The organism is Aquabacterium humicola (genome assembly GCF_030167915.1).
In the GTDB taxonomy this organism is placed as follows: Bacteria; Pseudomonadota; Gammaproteobacteria; order Burkholderiales; family Burkholderiaceae_C; genus Pseudaquabacterium; species Pseudaquabacterium humicola.
On sequence record NZ_JARGNB010000003.1, the window covers coordinates 515432 to 539154 of the forward strand.

15 protein-coding genes are annotated in these 23723 nt (G+C 71.4%); 3 read left to right on the forward strand and 12 right to left on the reverse strand.

Features of this window, described 5'->3' with window-relative positions:
• Positions 1–49 precede the first annotated feature (49 nt).
• On the forward strand, positions 50–982 hold the full coding sequence (locus tag P1K89_RS18475) for a TFIIB-type zinc ribbon-containing protein (protein ID WP_284617956.1): 933 nt from the start codon (positions 50–52) through the stop codon (positions 980–982).
• Between the two features lie 39 nt (positions 983–1021).
• Here P1K89_RS18475 and P1K89_RS18480 read toward each other — a convergent pair whose 3' ends face one another.
• Both P1K89_RS18480 and P1K89_RS18485 read right to left on the reverse strand, forming a co-directional pair.
• Entirely contained in the window at positions 1022–1495 is a 474-nt protein-coding gene (locus P1K89_RS18480) for a VOC family protein (protein WP_284617957.1), read from the reverse strand.
• A 120-nt stretch (positions 1496–1615) separates the two neighbouring features.
• Complete coding sequence (locus tag P1K89_RS18485; protein ID WP_284617958.1) at positions 1616–2152, reverse strand: GNAT family N-acetyltransferase; 537 nt, start codon at positions 2150–2152, stop codon at positions 1616–1618.
• A gap of 140 nt (positions 2153–2292) precedes the next feature.
• Between P1K89_RS18485 and P1K89_RS18490 the strand changes: the two genes are divergently transcribed.
• Complete coding sequence (locus P1K89_RS18490; RefSeq protein WP_284617959.1) at positions 2293–4035, forward strand: sensor domain-containing diguanylate cyclase; 1743 nt, start codon at positions 2293–2295, stop codon at positions 4033–4035.
• On the opposite strand, the gene P1K89_RS18495 is transcribed toward P1K89_RS18490, so the two are convergent.
• The 6 genes from P1K89_RS18495 to P1K89_RS18520 all read right to left on the reverse strand — a co-directional run bounded on the left by P1K89_RS18495 (position 4025) and on the right by P1K89_RS18520 (position 12516).
• Entirely contained in the window at positions 4025–4852 is an 828-nt protein-coding gene (locus P1K89_RS18495; protein ID WP_284617960.1) for a phosphatase PAP2 family protein, read from the reverse strand. The two genes, P1K89_RS18490 and P1K89_RS18495, sit on opposite strands and share 11 nt — an antisense overlap.
• Positions 4840–6540 carry a phosphoethanolamine transferase gene (locus tag P1K89_RS18500; RefSeq protein ID WP_284617961.1) on the reverse strand — a complete coding sequence of 567 codons (1701 nt, stop codon included), beginning with the start codon at positions 6538–6540 and terminating at the stop codon, positions 4840–4842. Before P1K89_RS18500 ends, P1K89_RS18495 begins: the two co-directional genes overlap by 13 nt.
• A 244-nt stretch (positions 6541–6784) precedes the next feature.
• Positions 6785–8677: a potassium transporter Kup gene (locus P1K89_RS18505; protein WP_284617962.1), complete on the reverse strand. Its 1893-nt coding sequence runs from the start codon at positions 8675–8677 to the stop codon at positions 6785–6787.
• Positions 8678–8770: 93 nt separating this feature from the next.
• Positions 8771–9505 (reverse strand): winged helix-turn-helix domain-containing protein, encoded by a 735-nt coding sequence (locus P1K89_RS18510; protein ID WP_284617963.1) that lies wholly within the window; start codon positions 9503–9505, stop codon positions 8771–8773.
• Positions 9502–11067: a sensor histidine kinase gene (locus P1K89_RS18515; protein WP_284617964.1), complete on the reverse strand. Its 1566-nt coding sequence runs from the start codon at positions 11065–11067 to the stop codon at positions 9502–9504. The genes P1K89_RS18510 and P1K89_RS18515 overlap by 4 nt, the downstream gene beginning before the upstream one ends.
• Positions 11068–11550: 483 nt before the next feature.
• On the reverse strand, positions 11551–12516 hold the full coding sequence (locus P1K89_RS18520) for a cation diffusion facilitator family transporter (protein ID WP_284617965.1): 966 nt from the start codon (positions 12514–12516) through the stop codon (positions 11551–11553).
• Between the two features lie 155 nt (positions 12517–12671).
• Between P1K89_RS18520 and P1K89_RS18525 the strand changes: the two genes are divergently transcribed.
• Positions 12672–13061 (forward strand): nuclear transport factor 2 family protein, encoded by a 390-nt coding sequence (locus P1K89_RS18525; protein WP_284617966.1) that lies wholly within the window; start codon positions 12672–12674, stop codon positions 13059–13061.
• Positions 13062–13076: 15 nt separating this feature from the next.
• Here P1K89_RS18525 and P1K89_RS18530 read toward each other — a convergent pair whose 3' ends face one another.
• From P1K89_RS18530 to P1K89_RS18545, 4 genes are all read right to left on the reverse strand, one after another.
• On the reverse strand, positions 13077–14318 hold the full coding sequence (locus tag P1K89_RS18530) for a glycosyltransferase (protein WP_284617967.1): 1242 nt from the start codon (positions 14316–14318) through the stop codon (positions 13077–13079).
• Positions 14319–14361: 43 nt separating this feature from the next.
• The gene (locus tag P1K89_RS18535) at positions 14362–16494 is read right to left on the reverse strand and encodes a hybrid sensor histidine kinase/response regulator (RefSeq protein ID WP_284617968.1); all 2133 of its coding nucleotides are present in this window, start codon (positions 16492–16494) and stop codon (positions 14362–14364) included.
• A gap of 136 nt (positions 16495–16630) precedes the next feature.
• Positions 16631–23029 carry a hybrid sensor histidine kinase/response regulator gene (locus tag P1K89_RS18540; RefSeq protein ID WP_350081627.1) on the reverse strand — a complete coding sequence of 2133 codons (6399 nt, stop codon included), beginning with the start codon at positions 23027–23029 and terminating at the stop codon, positions 16631–16633.
• A gap of 305 nt (positions 23030–23334) precedes the next feature.
• Positions 23335–23694 (reverse strand): hypothetical protein, encoded by a 360-nt coding sequence (locus P1K89_RS18545; RefSeq protein ID WP_284617969.1) that lies wholly within the window; start codon positions 23692–23694, stop codon positions 23335–23337.
• Positions 23695–23723 lie beyond the last annotated feature (29 nt).

Consider the following 23723-nt stretch of genomic DNA (forward strand, 5'->3'; position numbering starts at 1 on the left):
CCGCGGCCGACAATGCGGCCTTCCGCCGACACGCCGCGACCCCTGCCCGATGCCCGATCCCTTCGGCACACCCGATGCTCCTGCCGTGCCGGCCGAGCCGGTGGACTGCCCCAACTGCGCGCGGCCGATGCGGCTGTTCACGCTGCGTGGCCATTACGGCCGGCAGGTGGTGGTCGACCTCTGCGAGCCGTGCCGGCTGGTGTGGTTCGACACGCTGGAGTCGGTGAACCTCGCCGGGCGGGGCTGGATCGAGCTGCTGCGGCGGCTGGAACGCGCGCCGGCGGCCGAAGCGCCGTGGCAGGGCCGGCCGCTGGGCTGCCCGCGCTGCCGCGCGCCGCTGCAGCCGGTGCACAACCTGACGCGCTTCGGCCGCTTCGCCGCGCTGGAATGCCAGGCCGACGGCCATGGCCACCTGCAGAGCTTCGCGCTGCTGCTGGCCGAGCGTGGGCTGGTGCGGCCGCTGCTGCCGCCGGAGCGCGCGGCACTGGCTGCCGGCCCGCCCCTGAGCTGCCTGAATTGCGGCGCGCCGCTCGCCGACAGCGACGGCGAGGCCTGCACGCACTGCAGCAGCCCGCTGGTGATGATCGACCCGCCGCGCCTGGCCGCCGCGCTGCGGCCACGCCCCGGTGAACCGCTGCCCACCCCGGACGGCCGGCTCGCGGCCTGGCACTGCGCCGGCTGCGGCCAGGCGATCGAGCCGACGCGGCGCACCGACTGCGACCGCTGCGGCCAGCTGGTCGTCGTGCCCAGCCTGCTGGCGCTGGCGCCGCTGCTGGACGTCTGCGAGGCGGAATGGTGGAAGCACGAGCAGGCGCCGGCGCCGCGGCCACCGCGCAACCGCCGCGCCGCCGACCCCGAGCCGTGGCGCACGACCAGCTTCGCGCGCCTGCTCGGCCACGTCGGGCTGCGCGGGCCGGCGCCGGTCGGCTGGATCGCGCTTGGCCTCGTCGCGCTGCTGGCGCGGTGGTGGTGGCGGCGCTGATGCGTGCCCGCCGACCGCCCGCGGCGACCGCGTGCCGCGTCAACCGCCTTCCGGCATGGTCCTCATGCCCTCGGCGATCTGCTGCGGCGTCAGGTCCTGCATGTGCGTGGCGATCGACCAGCGGTGGCCAAACGGGTCCTTGACCTGGCCGTAGCGGTCGCCCCAGAACATGTCGGTGACCGGCATCGTCGGCTCCGCGCCGGCGGCGACGGCCTGCGCGTAGGTCGCGTCGACGTCCGGCACGTACAGGTGCAGCGTCACCGCGCTGCCCTCGAGCTTCTTCGGGCCCAGCGCGCCCATCTCCGGGAACTCGTCGACCAGCATCAGCGGCGAGTCGCCGATGCGTAGCTGCGCGTGCATCAGGCGGCCGTCCGGCCCCGGCAGGCGGCTTTCCTCGACCGCGTCGAAGGCCTGCTTGTAGAACTCGATCGCCTTCGCGGCACCGTCGCAGACGAGGTGCGGCGTCAGGCTGTGCATGCCATCGGGAATCGGCTGGACCTTCGAAGCGGGCATCGTCAGCTCCCATCGGGTGGATGAAGTCCGGCATTGGCGCGCGGCCGGCAGGCCGCGGCCATCCCTACACCGTCGACGACGCGGGCATCGGTGCGGTCATCGACGCGGTCATCGCCACGGTCATCGCCGCATCGTGGCGCGCCGCAGCCACGCCGCCCGATCGATCTGGTAGACCGCCGCGTCCTCGCCGTACCACTGCTCGACGCCGCGCCAGACCATGCCCAGGCGCTGCATCACCCTGGCCGATGCCGCGTTGTCGACATGGCAGGTGGCGACCAGCAGCGGTGCGGCGAGGTCGTCGAAGGCGAACGCCGCCATGCGTTCGGCGGCCTCCGACGCCAGGCCGCGCCCCCAGCGGTCCTGGCGCAGCCGCCAGCCGATCTCCAGCGGGTTGCTGCGCTCGCGCCCCAGGTGCTGGATGCAGCCGGCGCCGACCAGCTCGCCGCCGTCGTGCTCGAAGAAGCTCCACCACGAGTAGCCCCACTCGGCCCAGCGGGCCTTGACGCGGTCGATCGCCGCCCGGGTCTCCTCGCGGGTCTCGGCGCGGCCGCCCAGGTAGCGCATCACCTCGGGATCGCTGTTCATGCGCTGCAACCCATCGAGGTGCGCGTCGGCGAAGGGTTCGAGGCGCAGCCGCGCGGTGGTCAGGATCGTCATCGCCGTATTGGAGCGCAACGCCAGTGCGGCATCCCGGCCTGCCTCGCCGAACAGACAAAAGTGATAAATGTGTGAAATTGACAGCTTTCAAGGTCGGCCAGCCTCAACGGCTGCCCGTTGCCCGTCGATACCCGACTCACATGGACCCTGCGCCTTCGCCTTTGCCCTCGCCGCCGCCGCCGGCGGCGTCCCGCCGCGCCGCCTTCGCCGCGGCGCTGCAGTCGCTGAAGTGGCGCCTGACCGCCGGCACGCTGCTGGCGTTGACGCTCGGGCTGCTGGCGCTGGGCGCGGCGCTGCTCGGGCGCGCGGGGCAGGACACGGTCGACGCCCAGCGGGTCTACGAGATCGGCGATGCCGCGCAGACCGCCGCGGTGCTGTCGCGCCGGGTGATCGAGCAGCAGCGTGCGCTGCAGGCGGTGGCGGGCCGGCTCGACGCCCGGATGCTCGACGACGATACGAGGCTCTTCGGATTCTTCGCCGACCAGCCGCTGCTGCTGTCGATGTTCCACCAGCTCGCGGTCACCGGCGTCGACGGCCACGCGCGGCTGCGCCACGATGCGCGCGGCCTGCACCGCGCGCCGCTGTACCTGGGCGACAGCGACCAGCTGCGCCAGACCGTCGCCGAAGGCCGCCCGCTGATCTCGCCGCCGCTGCCCGGCAGGATGAGCCGGCGCGCGCCGCCCGAAGGCGACGAAGGCACCGGCGAGCCGATCGTCGTGCTGACGCAGCCGCTGGCCAACGCCTCAGGGGTGTACGGCGTGATGGTCGGCACCGTGCAGCTGGTGCATCGCGAGCTGCTGGCGGACCTGGTGGACTTCAAGCGCGAGGACGGCCGCGCGCTGATGGTCGTCACCGATGGCGAGGGCCGCATCCTGGTGCACCCGGATTCGACGCGGCTGCTGAAGCCGCTGGCCGACGAACCACACTTCGCGCAGGCCCATGCGCGCTGGGTGGCCGCCGGCCGTCCGATCGAGCCGGCCGGACTGAGCTTCGAGCAGCCGGGCGCGCTGGTCACCGCCGCCGGCGTCGCCGGCCCCGACTGGGTGGTGTGGCGCGCGCTGCCGGAAGACCAGCTGCTGGCGCCGCTGCAGGCCGCGCGCGGCTTCGCGCTGGCCTGGGGCGGCGGCCTGCTGGCCGCGATGGCGCTGATGATCCTGGGCCTGATCGGACTCGAGCTGCGGCCGCTGGCGCGACTGGAGCGCCGCGCGAGGCTGCTGTTCGACGGCGCGCTGCCGCCCGGCGCCGGCTGGCCCGCCGCACGCGGCGAGATCGGCAGCCTGGCCGCGGTGCTGAAGCAGGCGGCGATCGACCGTGCCGAGCTCGAGGCCCGCAACCGCCAGACGCTGCGCCGGCTGGAGTGGTCGGCGACCCACGACGCACTGACCGGCCTGGCCAACCGAGAAGCCCTCGACGCGCGCCTGGCGCAGCTGTTCGAGGCCCGCGCGCTAGCAGCCGATGGCGATGAGCCGCCCGCCCGGACGGCCCTGGTGGCCATCGACCTCGACCGCTTCAAGCCGATCAACGACCACGCCGGCCATGCCGCCGGCGACGAGGTGCTGAAGGCGGTGGCGACGGCGATCGCCGGTTGCGTGCGCGCGGGCGACCTGGTCGCGCGCACCGGCGGCGACGAGTTCGCGGTGTTGCTCGAGCGCTGCGGCGGCGACGGCGCACAGCGCGTCGCCGACGAGATCCGGCGCGCGATCGTGCGCCTGGCGGTGCCCTGGCAGCAGCGCGTGCTGCACGTGGGCGCGAGCGTCGGCGTGGCGCCGCTGGAGGACGACATCACCGACACCGACCACTGGAAGCAGGCCGCGGACATCGCGTGTTATGCAGCGAAGGCCGCCGGACGCGGCGGTCATCGGACCAGCCCGATCACGCGGTGAAGCTCGCGCTGGCGCCGCACGATACCGCGCTGCTGCCCTCCGACCGGCTGCCCGCGCCGGTGCCGGCCTGAGCGGTCGCCCGCGCCGTGAAGCGCCGCAGGCCTTGCTGCGGCGCGAATCGCCGCGTGCCGTGGTGAAGCGCCGCGCTCAGCGTCCAGCAGATCCACGCCGTCCACAGCGGGTGGCTCGGGAAGTGCGCGCCGCGCACCACCTGCACGCCACCCAGCAGCAGGCCGGCGAGCACCGTGGCGCCAAGCCAGCGCCGCGCGGCCCGCGGCGCATGGCCGCGCAGCGCGAACCAGCCGCCGACGAAGCTGAAGGCGGTCGACGCATGGCCTGACGGGAAACAGCCGCCGGGTCCGCCGTCGACCCGGCCCGGCCACCAGTGCGGCACATGGCGCAGCACGGTGCCGCCGAACTCGGCCAGTGTCCACGGGCAGCTCGTCGCGCTGGCATGTTTCATCAGCGGCACCACCACCGCGCACGACAGCGTGGCGGCCAGCCAGCGCAGGCGTTCGCTGCGGCTGAGGCCGCGTGCGAATGGCCACGGCTTCCAGACGTTGGCGGCCAGGGCCGCGACGGCCAGCCAGCCGGCGCCGCGCGCGCCGTCGTGCAGCACGGTCGACAGCAGCCAGTGCTCGCGCCACGGGAAACCGTGCGCCGAGCCGAAGTGCCGCATCACCGCGAGGTCCACGCCCGCGAGGTCCCAGGCGCCGATCAGCAGCGCGGCGACGAGCGCGATCGCCGCGTCGCGCCCTGCGGCGGCGGACGGACCGGCGCTTCCCGGCGGCGGGGCGGCCGGGCTCAGTGCCGGCATGGCGCCGCGATGTCCAGCGCCGGCTCGTAGGCCGTGGTCCGCACGTCCAGCAGCCCGAGCGTGGTGTGGAACAGGTCGTCGTGCGTCCACGGCCGCGCCGTCTGCGCCGCGAGGCAGCCGCGGTCGAGTCCGGTGCTGGCCAGCAGCCCGGGCGACAGCCACCAGACCATCGGCACCCGCGTCTGCACGTCGGGCGCGATGGCGTAGGGCACCCCGTGCAGGTACAGGCCGTTCTCGCCCAGCGATTCGCCGTGGTCCGACAGGTACACGAGGCCGGTGTCGAAACGCGCCTGCTGCGAGACCAGCCAGCGCACGGTCTGCGCGAGCACCTGGTCGGTGTAGAGCAGCGCGTTGTCGTAGGCGTTGACGATCTGCTCGCGGCTGCAGCGGCGCAGCTCCGGGGTCTCGCAGGCCGGCTCGAAGCGGCGCAGCGCAGCGGGATAACGCGCGTGGTACGCGGGTCCGTGGTTGCCCAGCATGTGCAGCACCACCAGCTGGTCGCCGCGCGCCGGATCGGCCCCGGCCTGCAGCGCCGGCAGCAGCGCCTCGTCGAGGCAGCGGTCGCCGTCGCACAGCGCCGGCTGCGACGCCGCGTCGAGCCGCTGCTGCGCCAGGCCTTCGCAGACGCCTTTGCAGCCGGACTGGTTGTCGATCCAGCGCACCTGCACGCCGGCGCGCGCGGCCACGTGCAGCAGCGAGTCGCTGCCGCGGATGCGCGCCTCGTCGTAGTCGCGCCGGCCGATCGCCGCGAACATGCAGGGCAGCGAGGTCTCGGTATTGGTGCCGCAGGCGCGCACGTCGCGGAAGTTCAGCACGTCCAGCGCCGCCAGCTCTGGCGTGGTCTGGCGGGCATAACCGCTCAGCCCCCAGTTGGCCGCGCGCGCGGTCTCGCCGACCACCAGCACCAGCAGCAGCGGCTTCGAGCGCGCGGCGGCGATCGGCCCGCGGTGGGCGTCGGCGCCGACCACCCGGCGCGCGGCCGGCGCGGCGGCCGCCGGCGTCGCGAGCGCGCGGCCGGCGGAGTACAGCAGGTTGGCCGGCGTCACCCGGTAGCGCAGCTCGCGCTGGTTGCGCATCAGCGCCGCGACGTCGCCGAAGCTGGCCCACAGCGGCAGCAGCAGCGCCAGCAGCGCCAGCGCCGCGAGCGCCGCGCGCGCGGCCAACGCGCGCCGCCAGGGCCGCACCACGAGCTCGACGCGCGCCAGCAGCAGCAGCGGCAGGCCGGCGGTCAGTAGCAGGTGACCCAGCAGGTCGGCGCCGAGCAGCTCGCGGGCCTCGGCCCAGTTGGTGTGCAGCACGTTGCGCAGCATCGTCGGGTCGAGGTAGCTGCCGAAGCGGTCGATGGCATGCCCGGCCACCGCCGCGGCGACCACCAGCAGCGCCAGCAGCGGCCGCGCCAGGCGCCGGTGCAGCAGCGGCGCCAGCAGCAGCGCGTGCAGCGCGGCGAGCATCGTCACCAGCGCGAGCGCAAAACCCCAGGTGCCCGGCTGCGACGCCGTCCGGCCGGCCAGCGCATCGGCCAGGAAGCGGGTGTTGCAGGCCAGCGCGAAATACAGCGCCACCGCCAGCAGCAGCTGGTCGCTCGACAGGCGCAGCCGGCGTCGCCACCAGGACGGCAGCCACGTGCTGCCGGCAGGCCGGGCGGGCGTTTCGGGCGCCAGCGGCGCGGAGAACGGGGAGGCGGGCATCGGCCGGTATCGTCGGCCCCCGGGCTTAAGGCCGGATTAAGCGTCGTCAGACGGCCGCCCGCGGCGCCTTGACATCGCGCAATCGCGGCCGCTCCGTGCGGTGGCTTGATGTTGTCTTGATGCGCGACCCCGGTCATTTATCGCCATCTTGAGACGCCGGTTCCTGGTATCCCGGCCATCGGAATCCAGATGGAAGGGTGTGACATGGACCTGGCCTGCATCGCGCTGTTCGCCGTGCTCTGGCTCAGATCTGCACACGCGATCCGAGCTCGACCACCGCGTTGTCCGGCAGCCTGAAGAACTCGGCCACGCTGCTCGCGTTGCGGCTCATCGCGGCAAACAGCCGCTCGCGCCACCCCGCCATCCCGGTGCCGCGTGTCGGCACCACGGTTTCGCGGCTGAGGAAGTAGCTCGTCTCGAACGGCGGCACCTGCAGGCCGTGCGCTTCGGCGAGCGCGAGCGCCTTCGGCACGTCCGGCGACTGCATGAACCCGAAGTGCAGCGTGACGCGCCAGAACCCGCGCCCCAGCGGCGCGACTTCGATGCGGTCGTCCAGGCCAACCCACGGCACGTCGCGGAAGTTCACCGTCAGGACGACGTTGCGCTCGTGCAGCACCTGGTTGTGCTTGAGGTTGTGCAGCAACGCCTGCGGAACGGTCTGCGCGTCGGCCACCGGGTAGACCGCGGTCCGGCCGGCGCGCGACACGCTCGCCGGATCGAGCGAGTCGACGAAGTCCTGCAGTTCCACGCCGTCGCTGCGCAGGCTCTGCAGCAGCAGGCTGCGCCCGCGCGCCCAGGTGCTCATCAGCGCGAACAAGGCCAGGCCCAGCGCGATCGGGAACCAGCCGCCGTCGATGAACTTCGCCGCGCAGCTGATGAACAGCACCAGATCGATGGCGAGGAAGAAGCTCGTCGAGGCGATCGCCAGCGGGCGCGGCAACCTCCAGCTTTCACGAATCACGACGTACGTCAGCGCCGTCGTGATCACCATGGTCAGCGTGACGGCGATGCCGTAGGCACCGGCGAGGGCGGATGTGCTGCCGAAGGCCGTCACGACCGCCGCGACACCGGCCAGCAAGGCCCAGTTGACCGCCGGCATATAGATCTGGCCGGCCTCCCGGGCCGACGTGTAGCGCAGCGCCATACGGGGCAGGAAGCCGAGTTGGATCGCCTGCTTGGTCACCGAGTACGCGCCCGAGATGACCGCCTGTGACGCGATGATCGCCGCCAGAGTGGCCAGCACGATCGCGGCCGGTACCCACGACGACGGGAACTGGCGGAAGAAGGGATTCTCTGCGGCGGTCGGATCGGCCAGCAGCAGCGCGCCCTGGCCGAGGTAGTTCAGGGCCAGCGATGGCAACACCAGGCCGCTCCAGGCCAGGCGGATCGGGCGCCGCCCGAAGTGCCCCATGTCGGCGTACAGCGCCTCGGCGCCGGTGATCGCGAGCACGATCGCCCCGACCGCGGCAAAGAAGTGCCAGCCACGCGTCGACAGGAACTGCCAGGCGTGCAGCGGGTTCAGCGCGGCCAGGATGGCCGGCTCGCGCGCGATGTGCACGATGCCGCTGACGGCGAGCGTGGCGAACCACAGCACGATGATCGGACCGAAGGCCTTGCCGACTTGTGCGGTGCCGAAGCGCTGGACCGCGAACAGCGCGACCAGGATCGCCAGTGCGGCCGGCACGACATAGGGCTCGAGCCCTGGCGCGACGACCTCGAGGCCCTCCATTGCGCCGAGCACCGAGATCGCCGGGGTGATCACGCCGTCGCCGTAGAACAGCGTCGCGCCGAACAGCCCGAGGATCAGCAGCACGCGCCGCAGCGCCGGCTTGTGCTGGACCGCGTGCGCAGCCAGCGCGGTCAGCGCGAGCACCCCGCCTTCGCCGCGGTTGTCCGCGCGCAGCACGAGGATCACGTACTTGAGGGTGACGACGAGCATCAGCGCCCAGAAGATCGTCGAGCAGGCGCCGATCAGGTGCTGCGCATCGATCGGCACGCCGGTGGCGGGGAGAAACACCTCCTTGATCGTGTACAGCGGGCTGGTGCCGATGTCGCCGTAGACGACGCCGAGCGCAGCCAGCGTCAGCGCGGCGGTGCCTTGACGTGGCGCGTGATCGGCAGTGTTGGCCGTGGTCATTGGTGAGGGTGAGCCGTGAACAGGCGGCCAGCATGCCGTTGGCGGCATCAGGAACGCATAAGTGTTCCTGGTACGCCGCAGCCCTGCCGCTGATCAGCCGGGCGGCTCGGCGAGCCGGTAGCCGACGCCCGGCTCCGTCAGCAGCCGTTGCGGATCGGCCGGGTCGGCCTCCAACTTCGCGCGCAGCTGCGCCATGTACAGCCGCAGGTAGTGGGTCTGCTCGACGTGCTCCGGTCCCCACACGTCCTGCAGGAGCTGACGGTGGGTGACCACGCGGCCCGCGCTGCGCACGAGCCGTGCGAGCAACTTGAACTCGGTCGGCGTCAGGTGCACCGGAGCACCGTCAAGCCGCACCGCATGCGCTGCGATATCGATCTCCAGTCCGGTATGGCCGTAGTGAGTGACGGCCGGAGCGACCAGCGTGCCCCGGTGGCGCAACGCGACGCGCATGCGAGCCAGCAGCTCGCCGACGCCGAACGGCTTCACCAGGTAGTCGTCAGCCCCGGCGTCGAGCAGGCGAATCTTCTGCCCGTCGCTCTCGCGCGCCGAGATGACGATGAGCGGCGTACCGTGACGCCGCCGCAGCGCGGCCAGCAGTGCTTCGCCGTCCCCGTCGGGCAGGCCCAGGTCCAGCAGCACCAGGTCGAGGCCGGGGCGGTCGCCGGGGGCCTGCGCCGCATCGCCGGCGGCGCGCCGGCCGTTGAGCAGCGCGAAGCCTTCCGACAGGCTGGCCGCGGTGTAGACCACGTAGCCTTCGACGCGCAGCGCGTCGCTCAGCATCGAGCGAAGCTCGCGATCGTCCTCGACGAGCAGGACTTGCAGGCTCAAGAGCGCTCTTCCTCTTCGACTTGGCCGTTGCCGGGCCGCGGCGGCGGCGCTTCCAGGGCAGGCAGCCGGCACTCGAAGCTCGCGCCGCCATGGCCACGCGGCCGCAGCGTCAGCTCGCCGCCGTGCGCTCGGGCAATGGCGCGGCACACCGCGAGGCCGACACCCGCACCGCGGCGTGCGGCGTCGCTGGCGTTGGGCGGACCGCGCTGGAACACCTCGAAGATGCGCTCGCGCTCGGCCGGCGGCACGCCGGGGCCCCGATCGCGCACCGCGAACGTCACCCCGTCCGCCTGGCCCCGCACCAGCAGCTCGATCGCACCGTCGCTGTACTTCAGCGCGTTGTCGACGAGGTTCTCGAGCAGTTGCGTCAGCAGCAGTGCGTCGCAGCGCAGCAGCGGCAGGCCGGGCTCGAGCCGCGCCTTCACGCGCCGCGCATGGTCGTGCGTGCGCACGCGGCGCAGCACCGCGCCGACGATCTCCTCGGCCGACTCCCAATCGGTGCGCAGCTGCACCCCGGGCGCATCGAGCCGCGCCAGCTGCAACGTGTTGTCGGTCAGGCGCTTGAGCTGCCCGCACTCGTCGACGATCGCGCGCGCCAGCTTCTGGCGTTGCTCGGGCGCCAGCCGGTCGCCCTGCTCGAGCAGCGACGAGGCCGAGCCGAGGATCGTCGCCAGCGGCGTGCGGTAGTCATGCGAGATCGCCGCCAGCAGCGCATTGCGCACGCCCTGAGTCTGCGCCGCCTGGCGGGCCGCGTCGGCGACACGCTGCGTCTGGACCTGCTCGAGCACGGCGCCCATCTGATCGCACAGCGCCTGTGCCTGCGCGCGCATCTCGTCGTCCGCCGCCACCGGGTCGTCGAGCTCGATCGCCACTGCACCAAACGCCCGCGCGCGGCCTCGCAACGGCAGGTACCACTCCGGCAGCTCTGCATAGCGCCCGGTGCCCGGCCCGAACGGCTGGGCCCGCCTCGTGCAATGCCAGAGTCCCGAACGCTGGTGCGCTGTCGGCGAGCCCACGATCAGCGCAGCATCGTCGTCGTCGCTCGATGGCAGCGCATCCTTGAGCAACAACATCAGCGGCGCCTTCCCCAGCAACTGCGCAAGCGTCGTGGCAAGGATGTCGGCGCGCCGGGTCGGATCGTCGGTGTCGCGCAGCGCCTGGGCCAAGCTGCGCAGTTGCTCGGTCCGGCGCGCATGCTGCCGTGCGGCGTCCGCCAGCACGCGCTGGCGAGCCATCACGCCGGCGACGATCCAACAAACGACGAGCATCGCGGCCAGCAGCAAGGCGTCCTGCCGCAGGTCGACCGAGAACGTGTAGCGCGGGGGCACGAACAGCCAGTTGAATGCGGTGACCGATGCGGCGGACATGGCCAGCGAGGCCCAGATCGGCAGCCACAGCGATGCGACGGCGGCCCCAAGCACCAGCACCATCGCGAGGTTGGCAAGGTCCACGTATCCGTCGAGGGCGAGCATCGCCGTCCACGCACCGATCCATGCGAGCAACGGCAGCAGCAGGCGCGAGACGGAACTCCTCAGCGCCCGAGGGGGAGTTGGCGGGGTCATCGGTGGTTCCATGTGCGGACGGGCCTCGCGATGCGAGCAACCGTTGCAGTCGACGCTAGCAGGGTCGGCGTTAGGAAGGCATAAGTGGAGCGGAGTACCTGAGTGCCTGCTCGAGGCCGCCGCTCTGGGACGCTTTCCTTGCCCGCGACACCAGCTGCCAGCGGCAGGGACCTCCGCCACTCCTCGGTCGCCGCGAGAACCTGTGCCCACCGATCAGCACGACAAGGATCGAGGGCGATGAAACCGAACCTCCGCAGGCCTCCGGCACCGGGTGCAGCCCATGCGCAGTCATGTGGGCCCCGCGTCCGATTCGTGGCCACGACGGCGATCTTCATCACCGGGGCAATTTACACGTAGAACGTGGGTTCAGCCGCAACCTGCATTCCTGCAAGTCTGTCTCAGAAGGATTCTTCCGTCTGACCGAGACCGGCATCGGCTACCGCTTCGTGCCTTGAGCGGCGCCCAGGCCGCTCGCTTCGTCCGCTAGGAAGGCGGGCCCTCGTGGTCGGCGTCGGGCCGCCGCCAGGGGTCGACATGCGTCATCACGTTGAGCACGCGGTGCCGCTGCATCACGCGGCGCCGCGCCTCGACGGCGATCTGATGTCCGTCCTCGACGCTCTGGGTGGCCTCCACCTCGATGTGCGCGTCGACGACGATCATGTCGCCCATCCTGCGCGTGCGCAGGTCGTGCACGCCGTGGATGCCCGGCGTGCCTTCCAGCGTGCGCCGGATCGCGGCGGCTTCCTCGTCGTCGATGGCGCGGTCCATCAGGTCGTGCAGCGCATCCCAGCCGAAGCTCCAGCCCATCCTGGCGACCATGAAGCCGACGATGGCCGCGGCGATCGGGTCGAGGATCGGGTAGCCGGCCAGGTTGCCGGCGATGCCGATGCCCACCACCAGCGACGAGGCTGCATCCGAGCGGGCATGCCAGGCGTTGGCGACCAGCATGCCCGAGCGCACCCGCTTGGCCACCGCCAGCATGTAGCGGAACAGCAGCTCCTTGGCCACCAGCGCCGCGCCGGCCACCCACAGCGCGGCCACGTGCACCGGCTGCACGGCCGACGGCTGTTCCAGCTTCACGAAGGCCGACCACAGCATGCCCGCCCCGACGGCCAGCAGCAGCGCGCCCAGCACCAGCGAGGCCGCGGTTTCGAAGCGCTGGTGGCCGTAGGGATGGCCGGCGTCGGCATCCTTGCGGCTGTGGTAGTTGGCCAGCAGCACGACGCCGTCGGCCACCAGGTCCGACAGCGAGTGGATGCCGTCGGCAATCAGCCCCTGCGACTTCGCCAGCACGCCGACGACAATCTGCACCGCCGTCAGGACCAGGTTGACGGCGATGCTGACACCGGTGCTGCGCGCCGCGGCGGCGGCGCGCTGCGCCGGCGTGTGTTCGGCATCCTCGCTGTCATCGACGAGGTCGGGCGGGTCGGGCGCGTCGGACGGGGCCATGGGTGGGCGAGGCTACCAGCCGGCGTGTTGGCGGCGCTTGCGGCAGGTCACTTCGGTTGCGTCAGGCGATCTGGTCATGGCAGGCGAGATCAGTGTCGCTGCCAAGGATGGCGCGGCCCGTGAGAAGCTGCGGGATTGCCACGGAGACGAATCCCATGCCGAGTCCCCAGACCCTGGAAGCCTTCATCGCCCGCGTCGAATCGAACGCCCACGTCGAAGCGGTGCTGGAGTACTACACCGAAGGCGCGTCGATGCGCGAGAACCACGAGCCGCCGCGCGTCGGGCGCGAGCACCACGTCGCCAACGAGCGCCGCGTCACCGGCCGCGCGACGCGCATCGAGTCGACCTGCGTGCGGCCGGTGTTCGTCGCCGGCGACCATGTCGTGATCCGCTGGATCTTCCGCTTCGACTGGCCCGACGGCACGTCCACGCGCATGGAGGAGCTCGCCTACCAGCGCTGGGACGGCGAGCGCATCGCCGAGGAGCAGTTCTTCTACGACCCGGTGCAGCGCAAGCCGGTGCCGACCGCGCAGCTGGACGCCTAACCCGCCAAGGGCGCGTCAGGCGGCGATGCGTTCGCCGGCGGCGAGCGCCACCCCCGGCAGCGTCGTCCCCTCGCGCTCCAGCAGCAGCGCCAGGTAGCGCGATTCCCACTGCGCCATCACCACCGCCCAGTCGCGCGCGACCGCCCGCGTGCGCGCCGCGGCGGCCCAGGGTGTCGGCTCGTCCTGCAGCACGGCCGCCATCGCCGCCGCCCAGTCGGCCGCGCCATGTGAACGCACGACGAGGCCGGCGCCTTCGGCCAGCTCCGGCAGCGCGCCGCCGCCGCTGACGATCACCGGCGTGCCGCAGGCCATCGCCTCGAGCACCGGCAGGCCGAAGGTTTCGCGCTCGCCGGCATGCACGAAGGCATCGACGTTGGCCATCAGCCGCGCGAGGCGGTGTTCCGGCTGCGGCGCGAGCACGCGCACCTGCTCGCCCTGCGGCGGCTGCGGGCCGCTGCCGACCGCCAGCAGCAGGCAGCGCGGTCCCAGGCGGTGCACGGCCTTGGCCAGCAGCGCCAGCTGCTTGTCGGCCTCGAAGCGGCCGGCGTAGAGCAGCAGCTTGCAGCCCGGCGGCGCGCCGAGCAGCCGCTCGAGCTGCCAGCGCCATGCCGGCTCGCGCAGGCGCGGCGTGAACTGCGCGCTGTGCACGCCCAGGCCCTGCAGCCGCACGTTGGGCAGGCCCAGCGCCTGCAGCGCGCGCAGCGTGGCTTCGCTGGGCGCGAGCACCAGGTCGAACTGCCGGTAGAAGCGCCGCAGGTAGGCCCGGGTGCCCTGCTCGACCCAGCGCGCGACGTGTGCCGAGCCGGTGTGCTGGCCGAACCAGCCGCCGAGCGCCGTCGGCAGTTCGTACAGGCAGCAGGCCACCGCCGGCACGCGCAGGCGGCGCGCCGCCGCCAGCGCCGCCCAGCCCAGCATGCCGGTGTCGGCGACCTCGATCAGGTCGGGTTCGGCGCGCTCGATCAGGCGCTGCGCACGGCCCGAATCGACGACGATGCGCCGGCCGTCCGACCACGGCGCCGGCACGCTGGCGCAGGACACGACGCCGTGCCCGTGGCCCTGCGGCGCGATGATGGTGTGGCGCCAGCCGGCGGCCTGCAGCCACGCATGCTTGGCGCCCAGGTAACGCTGGCAGGTGTCGTCCCACAGGGCCGACACGTCGAGCAGGTGGTTGCCCTCCCGCGGCACGGTGGACGGCGGCGGCAGCGTCGACGGATCGTCGATGCCGGGCCGGGACAGCAGGGCGGAATCGGTGCGCATGGCGCCGGCCCGGCAATCGACGCGCCCGGAGCGGGCACGCCGGTCAGGGCCGCCTGAAGGTGTAGAGCGTCGCCGGTCCGCTGTCGCCGCCGTCGCGTGCATCGCTGCCGGCCGGGCGGGCCAGCTCGTCGTCGCCGAGCGGACCGCGGTCGATCAGCGCGGCCAGCACCGCGGGGTCGACCGGCTTGAGCACGTGCGCGTCGAAGCCGGCCTCGCGGCCGCGCTGGCGGTCGGCCGGCTGGCCGTAGCCGGTCAGCGCGACGATGCGCGCGCGCTGCAGCGCCGGCAGCGCGCGCAGCCGCCGTGCCACCTCGTAGCCGTCGAGCAGCGGCAGGCCGATGTCGAGCAGCACGATCTCGGGTGCGAACTCGGCCGCGGTGGACAGCGCCTGCATGCCATCGCGCGTCACCCGCACGGTGTGGCCGCTCATCGTCAGCATCAGCGCGGTGGTGTCGGCGACGTCGACGTTGTCCTCGACCAGCAGGATGCGGCGCCGCGGCGTGCTGTCGCCGGCGGGCGGCGCCTCGGGCGCGGGCAGGTCCTCGACAGCCTGCAGGCAGGGCAGGTAGACGCGGAACTCGGCCCCGCGCGACGGGCCGGCGCTGAAGGCCTCGACATGGCCGCCGTGCAGCCGCACCAGGCGCTGCACCAGCGTCAGGCCGACGCCCAGGCCGCCCTGGTTGCGGTCGAGCGTGCGCGGGCCCTGCTCGAACAGGTCGAACACCCGCGGCAGCAGCGCGGCCTCGATGCCGATGCCGTTGTCGCGCACGGTGACGACCGCGCGGCCCTGCTCCACCGCCAGCGAGATGTGCAGGTTGCCGCCGTCCTGCGTGTACTTGATCGCGTTGCTCATCAGGTTGTTGATCACCTGCTGCAGCCGCGCGGCATCGCCCTGCACCCACACCGGCTGCGACGGCAGCCCCTGCGTCAGCGACTGCTGGCGCGCGGCCAGCTGCGGCCGATGCAGCTCGACGCTCTGCACGATCAGCGCGGACAGGTCGAGCGGCGTCTTCTGCAGCACGATCTTGCCCTGGCTGATGCGCGCGACGTCGAGAAGCTCGTCGACCAGCCGCGTCAGCTGCCGCACCTGGCGGTCGGTGATGTCGGTGGCCCAGCGCAGCTTGGCATCGTGGCCGCCGATGCGGCGGATCACCTCGACGGCGTTGGCGATCGGCGCCAGCGGGTTGCGCAGCTCGTGCGAGAGCATGGCCAGGAACTCGTCCTTGCGGCGGTTGGCCTCCTCCAGCCGCACCTCGGCACGGCGGCGCTCGGCAATCTCTTCCTGCAGGTCCTGGTACAGCTGCGCGGTGGCGAAGGCGATGGCCGCGCGTGTGGCGACTTCGTCGAGCACCGCGCTGCCCAGCGGCGTGGTACCGGCGGTCAGCAGCACGCCGAGCGGGCGCTCGCCGTCGCGCAGCACGAAGGCATCGTCGGTGGGCGCCTCGACCGCGGCAGCGAAGCGCGCGCGGTCGGCCTCGGCCAGCGAGGCCGGTTCGACGTCCACCGCCGCCAGCTCGCCGGTGCTGCGGTGCACGATACGCTGCGGCCGCCGCGCTTCGTCGAACAGCACGACGGTGGCCTGCGCTGCGAGCTCGGGCACCACCATGCCGAGCAGCTTGTGCAGGCCCAGGCGCACGTCGAGCAGGCCCGACAGCGCATGGCTCAGGTCGGACAGGCAGGCCGAGCGGCGCGTCGATTCCTCGGCCACCTGCAGCGCGGCGGCCGACGCGGCCAGCGCCACGCGTTCGTCGGCCTGCTGCGCGATGCGCCGTTGCAGCGCGTGCAGCTCGACGAAGACGCGCACCTTCGAGCGCAGCACCTCCGGCACCACGGGCGACAGGATGTAGTCGACCGCGCCCAGCGAGTAACCCCGCACGGTCTGCGGCTCGTCGGCGTAGGCGGTGATGAAGATGATCGGCGTGTGCGCGGAACGCTTGTAGCGGCGGATCAGGGTCGCCGTCTCGAAGCCGTCGATGTCCGGCATGTTGACGTCGAGCAGGATCACCGCGAACTCGCGCTGCAGCACCTCGCGCAGCGCCTCGGCGCCCGAGCGCACGAAGACCAGGTTCTGCTGCAGCTCCTCCAGCACGGTGCGGAAGACCAGCAGCTTCTCCGGCAGGTCGTCGACGATCAGGATGTTGGCCTTCTCGAGCTCGCTGTTTGCAGTTGATGTCATGGCATCGACTCCACGCGGGCCTTTCCAAGCGAACGCCGTGGATCCGGCTCTGCCGGGCCACTGGCGTTGCCCCCTTGAGGGGGAGAGGCCGAAGGCCGAGGGGGCATCGGCCGAAGGACGCTTCGGGGGTGGGCCATTACCGGCATAACCATCCCCTGAGCACGCCGAGCAGGTGCATCGGATCGACCGGCTTGGACAGGTAGTCCCAGGCCCCGGCCTCGATGCACTTCTGGCGGTCGCCCTTCATCGCCTTCGCGGTCACCGCGACCATCGGCAGCTCCCGCCCGCGCGGCAGCTTGCGGATCTGCTGCATCGTCGCGATGCCGTCCATCTCCGGCATCATGATGTCCATCAGCACGATGTCGATCTCGGGGTCCTGCTCGACCAGGCGGATCGCGTCGCGGCCGTTGTCGGCCGAGACGATGATCATGCCGACCTCGTCGAGCACGGTGGCCAGCGCGAAGATGTTGCGCATGTCGTCGTCGACGATCAGCGCCTTGCGGCCCTTCAGCCCGGCCTGGGCCTCGAGCGCCGCCTCGATCTCGCGCCGCTCGCCGTCGGACAGCGTCGCCGGGCTGCGGTGCAGCCAGAACGCCACGTGCGTGCGCAGGGCCTGCGGCGAATCGGCGACGCGCAGGCCGAAGCCGCCGGGCTCGCGCGCCCAGACGCTGCCGTCGAGGCCGCCCCAGCCGCTGGCGCCGTCGCCCGCCGTCGCAGCGCCCTCCGGCGCGTGGTACAGCACCACCGGCAGCTGGCAGACGCCGCGGCGCTCGGCGATCGCGTCGAGGATGTCCTCGGGGCCGAAGTCGGCCATCGCGGCGTCGGCCACCACGCAGTCCGCGCTGGCCAGCAGCGCACGGGCCGCGGTGGCATCGTCGGCCACCATCGCCTCGATGCCGCTGTCCAGGCCCTCGAGCAGCTCGCTGCGCACGGCCGACGGCGGCATCACCACCGCCAGGCGACGCACCGGCCGGTCGACGTAGCGGTAGAGCTGCTCGATCGCCGCATGGGCGACGTCGGCCGACTGCAGCGGCTTGGCGAGGAATCCGATCGCGCCGGCTTGCAGCGCACGGTCGCGCGCGTCGTCGGTGGACACCACGCAGATCGGGATGTGGCGCGTCACCAGGTCCGTCTTCAGGCGGTCGAGGATGCGCCAGCCTTCCATGTCCGGCAGGTGGATGTCCAGCGTGATCGCGCTGGGATGGAACTCGCGCGTCAGCGTCAGCGCGCTGGCGCCGGTGCCGGTCACGAGGCCCTTGAAGCCATGCTGGCGCGCCGCTTCCAGCAGCAGCTTCGCGAAGCCGAGCTCGTTCTCGACGATCAGCAGCACGCGGTCGCCGGCGCTGATCTCGTCGCGGTCGTCGCCGGCCTCGTTGGCGAAGATCACCGGCGCGCCGGCCGCCGCCGCATCGTCCGGGTAGCGCGGCAACACCGCGGGGATCGTCTCCTCGCGCCGCACCTCGGCGCGGGTCGCGGCGGCGAGCGCCGTCTCCGCCGCCTCGGCGGTCTTGCGCTTGCGGCGCGAACGCTCGTCGCTGCCGTCGGCCTCCGGCGCGTTGCGGCCGTGGCGCATGGCGCGCGGCGAACTGTAGGTCTGCGGCAGGTAGAGCGTGAACACGCTGCCCTGCCCCGGCGCGCTGACCAGCTTGATCTCGCCGCCGAGCAGCCGCGACAGCTCGCGGCTGATCGCCAGGCCCAGGCCCGTGCCGCCGTACTTGCGCGAGGTCGAGCCGTCGGCCTGCTGGAAGGCCTCGAAGATGATCTGCTGCTTGTCCTGCGAGATGCCGATGCCGGTGTCGGCGACCGAGAAGCCGATCACCTGCGACGCACGGTTCAGCTCCTCGTTGTCCGGCGACCAGCCGCTGGTGGCCTGCGCGATCGTGAAGCTGACCTGGCCGACATGGGTGAACTTGAAGGCGTTCGACAGCAGGTTCTTGATGATCTGCTGCAGGCGCTTGACGTCGGTGATCAGCGTCTTCGGCAGCGGCTGCTCCAGCTGCACGACGAAGTCCACGTGCTTCGATTCGGCGAAGTGGCGGAAGCCGCGCTCGATCGAGCGGTGCAGCTCGTCCAGGCGCAGCTCGCTGATGTCGACCGCGACGGTGCCGGACTCGATCTTCGACAGGTCGAGGATGTCGTTGATCAGCATCAGCAGGTCGTTGCCCGACGAGTGGATGGTCTTCGAGAACTCCACCTGCTTCGGGCTCAGGTTGCCGTCGGGGTTCTTGCACAGCTGGTCCGACAGGATCAGCAGCGAGTTCAGCGGCGTGCGCAGCTCATGCGACATGTTGGCCAGGAACTCGCTCTTGTACTTCGAGGTCAGCGCCAGCTGCTCGGCCTTCTCCTCCAGCGCCTGGCGGGCCTGCTCGACCTCGGCGTTCTTGCGCTCGACCTCCTGGTTCTGGTGCGCCAGCAGCCGCGCCTTGTTCTGCAGCTCCTGGTTGGTGGCCTGCAGCTCTTCCTGCCGGCTGCCGAGCTCCTCGGCGAGCGACTGCGACTGCTTCAGCAGGTCTTCGGTGCGGGTGTTGGCCTCGATCGTATTGATCACGATGCCGATCGACTCGGTCAGCTGGTCGAGGAAGGCCTCGTGCACCGGGTTGAAGTGGTCCAGCGACGCGAGCTCCAGCACGCCGCGCACCTGGCCCTCGAAGATGACCGGCAGCACCAGCACGTCCATCGCGGCGTTCTCGGACAGGCCCGAGGCGATGCGGAAGGCCTGCGACGGGATGTTGGTCAGCAGCACCTTGCGCTTGTCGAGCGCGCACTGGCCCACCAGGCCCTGGCCCAGGTCCACTTCCTTGCCGTGCGCGGCCTGCCCGCCGGACGCATAACTGGCCCGCAGCATCAGCCGCGGCTGTTCGCCGCCGGTGGACATCACGTAGAACTCGGCCTGCTGCGCGCCGACCACCGGCGCCAGCTCGGACAGGATCATCTGGCCGACGGTCACCAGGTCGCGCTGGCCCTGCAGCATGCGGCTGAACTTCGCGAGGTTGGTCTTCAGCCAGTCCTGCTCGGTGTTCTTCTGCGTGGTGTCCTTCAGGTTGCGGATCATCTCGTTGATGGTGTCCTTCAGGGCCGCCACCTCGCCCTGCGTCTCGACGGTGATCGAACGCGTCAGGTCGCCCTGCGTCACCGCGGTCGCCACCTCGGCGATCGCGCGCACCTGCGTCGTCAGGTTGGCCGCGAGCTCGTTGACGTTCTCGGTCAGGCCCTTCCAGGTGCCCGCCGCGCCCGGCACCTTGGCCTGGCCGCCGAGCTTGCCTTCGACGCCCACCTCGCGCGCCACCGTCGTCACCTGGTCGGCGAAGGTCGCCAGCGTGTCGATCATCGAGTTGATGGTCTCGGCCAGCGCCGCGATCTCGCCCTTGGCCTCCACGGTCAGCTTGCGCTTCAGGTCCCCGTTGGCCACCGCGGTCACCACCTTGGCGATGCCGCGTACTTGGGACGTCAGGTTGCCGGCCATGAAGTTGACGTTGTCCGTCAGGTCCTTCCAGGTGCCCGACACGCCGCGCACCTGGGCCTGGCCGCCGAGCCGGCCTTCGGTGCCCACCTCGCGCGCCACGCGCGTGACTTCCGCGGCGAAGGACGAGAGCTGGTCGACCATCGTATTGATGGTGTTCTTCAGCTCGAGGATCTCGCCCTTCACGTCCACCGTGATCTTCTTCGACAGCGCACCGGCCGCGACCGCCTTGGTCACGTCGGCGATGTTGCGCACCTGGCTGGTCAGGTTCGACGCCATCAGGTTCACGCTGTCGGTCAGGTCCTTCCAGGTGCCGGCCACGCCCTGCACGTCCGCCTGGCCGCCGAGCTTGCCTTCGGTGCCGACCTCGCGCGCCACCCGCGTCACTTCCGCCGCGAAGGAGCGCAGCTGGTCGACCATCGTATTGATGGTGTTCTTCAGCTCGAGGATCTCGCCCTTGACGTCGACGGTGATCTTCTTCGACAGGTCGCCCGCGGCCACCGCGGTGGTGACCTCGGCGATGTTGCGTACTTGGGACGTTAGGTTGCCGGCCATGAAGTTGACGGATTCCGTCAAGTCCTTCCAGGTGCCGGCCACGCCCTGCACATCGGCCTGGCCGCCGAGCTTGCCCTCGGTGCCGACCTCGCGCGCCACGCGCGTCACTTCCGCCGCGAACGATCGAAGCTGGTCGACCAGCGTATTGACGGTGTTCTTCAGCTCGAGGATCTCGCCCTTGCCGTCGACGGTGATCTTCTTGGACAGGTCACCCGCGGCCACCGCCTTGGTCACGTCGGCGATGTTGCGCACCTGCGAGGTCAGGTTGGAGGCCATCGAGTTCACCGACTCGGTCAGGTCTTTCCACGTGCCGGCCACGCCCTGCACGTCGGCCTGGCCGCCGAGCTTGCCTTCGGTGCCCACCTCGCGCGCGACGCGCGTCACCTCGGCCGCGAACGACGACAGCTGGTCGACCATCGTATTGATGGTGTTCTTCAGCTCGAGGATCTCGCCCTTGACGTCGACGGTGATCTTCTTCGACAGGTCGCCCGCCGCCACCGCGGTGGTGACGTCGGCGATGTTGCGCACCTGCGAAGTGAGGTTGCCGGCCATGAAGTTGACCGACTCGGTCAGGTCCTTCCAGGTGCCGGCCACGCCCTGCACGTCGGCCTGGCCGCCGAGCTTGCCCTCGGTGCCCACCTCGCGCGCGACGCGCGTCACTTCGGCGGCGAAGGATCGCAGCTGGTCGACCATCGTATTGATCGTCGCCTTCAGCTCCAGGATCTCGCCCTTGACGTCGACGGTGATCTTCTTCGACAGGTCGCCCGCGGCCACCGCCTTCGTCACGTCGGCGATGTTGCGCACCTGGCTCGTCAGGTTGCCGGCCATCGAGTTCACCGAGTCGGTCAGGTCCTTCCAGGTGCCCGACACGCCCTTGACTTCCGCCTGGCCGCCCAGCCGCCCTTCGGTGCCGACCTCGCGCGCCACCCGCGTCACTTCCGCGGCGAACGACGACAGCTGGTCGACCATCGTATTGATCGTCGCCTTGAGCTCGAGGATCTCGCCCTTGACGTCGACGGTGATCTTCTTCGACAGGTCGCCCGCGGCCACCGCCTTCGTCACGTCGGCGATGTTGCGCACCTGGGACGTCAGGTTCGACGCCATCGAGTTCACGCTGTCGGTCAGGTCCTTCCAGGTGCCGGCCACGCCCTGCACGTCGGCCTGGCCGCCGAGCTTGCCTTCGGTGCCCACCTCGCGCGCGACGCGCGTCACTTCCGCCGCGAAGGAGCGCAGCTGGTCGACCATCGTATTGATGGTGTTCTTCAGCTCGAGGATCTCGCCCTTGACGTCGACGGTGATCTTCTTCGACAGGTCGCCTGCGGCCACCGCGGTGGTCACCTCGGCGATGTTGCGCACCTGCGAAGTCAGGTTGCCGGCCATGAAGTTGACGGATTCCGTCAAGTCCTTCCAGGTGCCGGCAACGCCCTGCACGTCGGCCTGGCCGCCGAGCTTGCCCTCGGTGCCCACCTCGCGCGCCACCCGCGTCACTTCGGCGGCGAAGGAACGCAGCTGGTCGACCATCGTATTGACGGTGTTCTTCAGCTCCAGGATCTCGCCCTTGACGTCGACGGTGATCTTCTTGGACAGGTCGCCGGCGGCCACCGCCTTGGTGACGTCGGCGATGTTGCGCACCTGGCTCGTCAGGTTGCCGGCCATCGAGTTCACCGAGTCGGTCAGGTCCTTCCAGGTGCCCGACACGCCCTCGACCCGCGCCTGGCCGCCCAGCGATCCTTCGGTGCCCACCTCGCGCGCCACCCGCGTCACTTCCGACGCGAACGAGCGCAGCTGGTCGACCATCGTATTGATGGTGTTCTTCAGCGTCAGGAACTCGCCCTTGACGTCGACCTCGATCTTCTTCGACAGGTCGCCCTTGGCCACCGCGGTGGTCACGTCGGCGATGTTGCGCACCTGGTCGGTCAGGTTGCCGGCCATCGAGTTCACCGAGTCGGTCAGGTCCTTCCAGGTCCCGGCCACGCCCTTCACCGTCGCCTGGCCGCCGAGCTTGCCCTCGGTCCCCACCTCGCGCGCCACCCGCGTGACCTCGGCCGAGAAGTTGCCGAGCTGGTCGACCATCTTGTTGATCGTCTCGGCCGCGCGCAGGAATTCGCCTTCCAGCGGCCGGCCGTCGACTTCCAGCGCCATGCTCTTGGACAGGTCACCCTGCGCCACCGCGCCGATCACCCGCGCCACTTCCGAGGTCGGGTGCACGAGGTCGTCGATCAGCGAGTTGATGCTGTCGATCGATTCGCTCCAGAAGCCGCGTGCCTCGCGCAGGCTCGCGCGCTGCTTCAGCTTGCCCTGCTTGCCGACCACCTGGCGCAGCCGCGCCAGTTCCTCGGCCATTGCGGCGTTCTGCTCGACGACGTCGTTGAACGCATCGGCCACGCGGCCCGCGACCCCCGGCCAGTGCAGCGGCAGGCGCACGCTGGCGTCACCCTTGCGCAGTGCGACCAGCGCGCTGAGCAGGACCTGCAGTTCATCGGCGGGGCCCACCCGGGTGGGCGATTCCATGACGGTCATGCGCTGCTCCTGTCGGCCCTCCACGTCCAGAGGAAGGCGCCTTGAGGGTGGGCTGCGTCAGCACCTTCCATGCCACTGACCGGGGCAGGGAATCGGTCACGCCGGCGATGGCGGACTGCGGGTTGGCCCGCATGCGACGGGACCGACAAGGGTCGCCGCCAATCGGCGCAAGCGCAAGCCTTTGCAAACGCCGGTAATCTTTGCTGCAAACCCGTCGGACATGCAATCCGGTTTCGCAGCCGGTGTTGCTGGCGGTTTGGCCGCCGGTGTGGCCGCCGGTTCGGCGGCCTGGTTCGCCGCCCGGATCAGCGCCGCCGCTGCGGCAGCGTCACGCGGGCAGGCAGGCGCAGCTGCTCGTGCTGCACGGTCGGCAGGGCCTCGCCGGCCTCCGGGTGGCGCCACGCGCGCAGGGCGCTCCAGGCGCTGGCCAGGCGGTCGGGCCAGCCGTCGAGGCGGCTGTCCGGCGCGTCCTCGTCCAGGCCCACCGGCCCCTGCAGCGGCTGCAGCGGCCCGCTGGCGCGGGCCAGGCGGTTCTGCACGCGCTCGCGGCAGGCTTCCAGCCAGTCACGACCGAGCTCGGGCGACCCTTCCGACGGCGATCGCGCCGGTGGCACCAGCCGCAGGTGATCACGCGACGAGGACCCGGATGAACCACTGCTCAACATGGCCAGGCTCCGAAGAAAAGCGCCGAAAC

Coding starts and splice junctions, on each gene's coding strand:
- P1K89_RS18475 (WP_284617956.1), top strand. CDS start 50: ATGCCCGATCCCTTCGGCACACCCGATGCTCCTGCCGTGCCGGCCGAG.
- P1K89_RS18480 (WP_284617957.1), bottom strand. CDS start 1,495: ATGCCCGCTTCGAAGGTCCAGCCGATTCCCGATGGCATGCACAGCCTG.
- P1K89_RS18485 (WP_284617958.1), bottom strand. CDS start 2,152: ATGACGATCCTGACCACCGCGCGGCTGCGCCTCGAACCCTTCGCCGAC.
- P1K89_RS18490 (WP_284617959.1), top strand. CDS start 2,293: ATGGACCCTGCGCCTTCGCCTTTGCCCTCGCCGCCGCCGCCGGCGGCG.
- P1K89_RS18495 (WP_284617960.1), bottom strand. CDS start 4,852: ATGCCGGCACTGAGCCCGGCCGCCCCGCCGCCGGGAAGCGCCGGTCCG.
- P1K89_RS18500 (WP_284617961.1), bottom strand. CDS start 6,540: ATGCCCGCCTCCCCGTTCTCCGCGCCGCTGGCGCCCGAAACGCCCGCC.
- P1K89_RS18505 (WP_284617962.1), bottom strand. CDS start 8,677: ATGACCACGGCCAACACTGCCGATCACGCGCCACGTCAAGGCACCGCC.
- P1K89_RS18515 (WP_284617964.1), bottom strand. CDS start 11,067: ATGACCCCGCCAACTCCCCCTCGGGCGCTGAGGAGTTCCGTCTCGCGC.
- P1K89_RS18520 (WP_284617965.1), bottom strand. CDS start 12,516: ATGGCCCCGTCCGACGCGCCCGACCCGCCCGACCTCGTCGATGACAGC.
- P1K89_RS18525 (WP_284617966.1), top strand. CDS start 12,672: ATGCCGAGTCCCCAGACCCTGGAAGCCTTCATCGCCCGCGTCGAATCG.
- P1K89_RS18530 (WP_284617967.1), bottom strand. CDS start 14,318: ATGCGCACCGATTCCGCCCTGCTGTCCCGGCCCGGCATCGACGATCCG.
- P1K89_RS18535 (WP_284617968.1), bottom strand. CDS start 16,494: ATGACATCAACTGCAAACAGCGAGCTCGAGAAGGCCAACATCCTGATC.
- P1K89_RS18540 (WP_350081627.1), bottom strand. CDS start 23,029: ATGACCGTCATGGAATCGCCCACCCGGGTGGGCCCCGCCGATGAACTG.
- P1K89_RS18545 (WP_284617969.1), bottom strand. CDS start 23,694: ATGTTGAGCAGTGGTTCATCCGGGTCCTCGTCGCGTGATCACCTGCGG.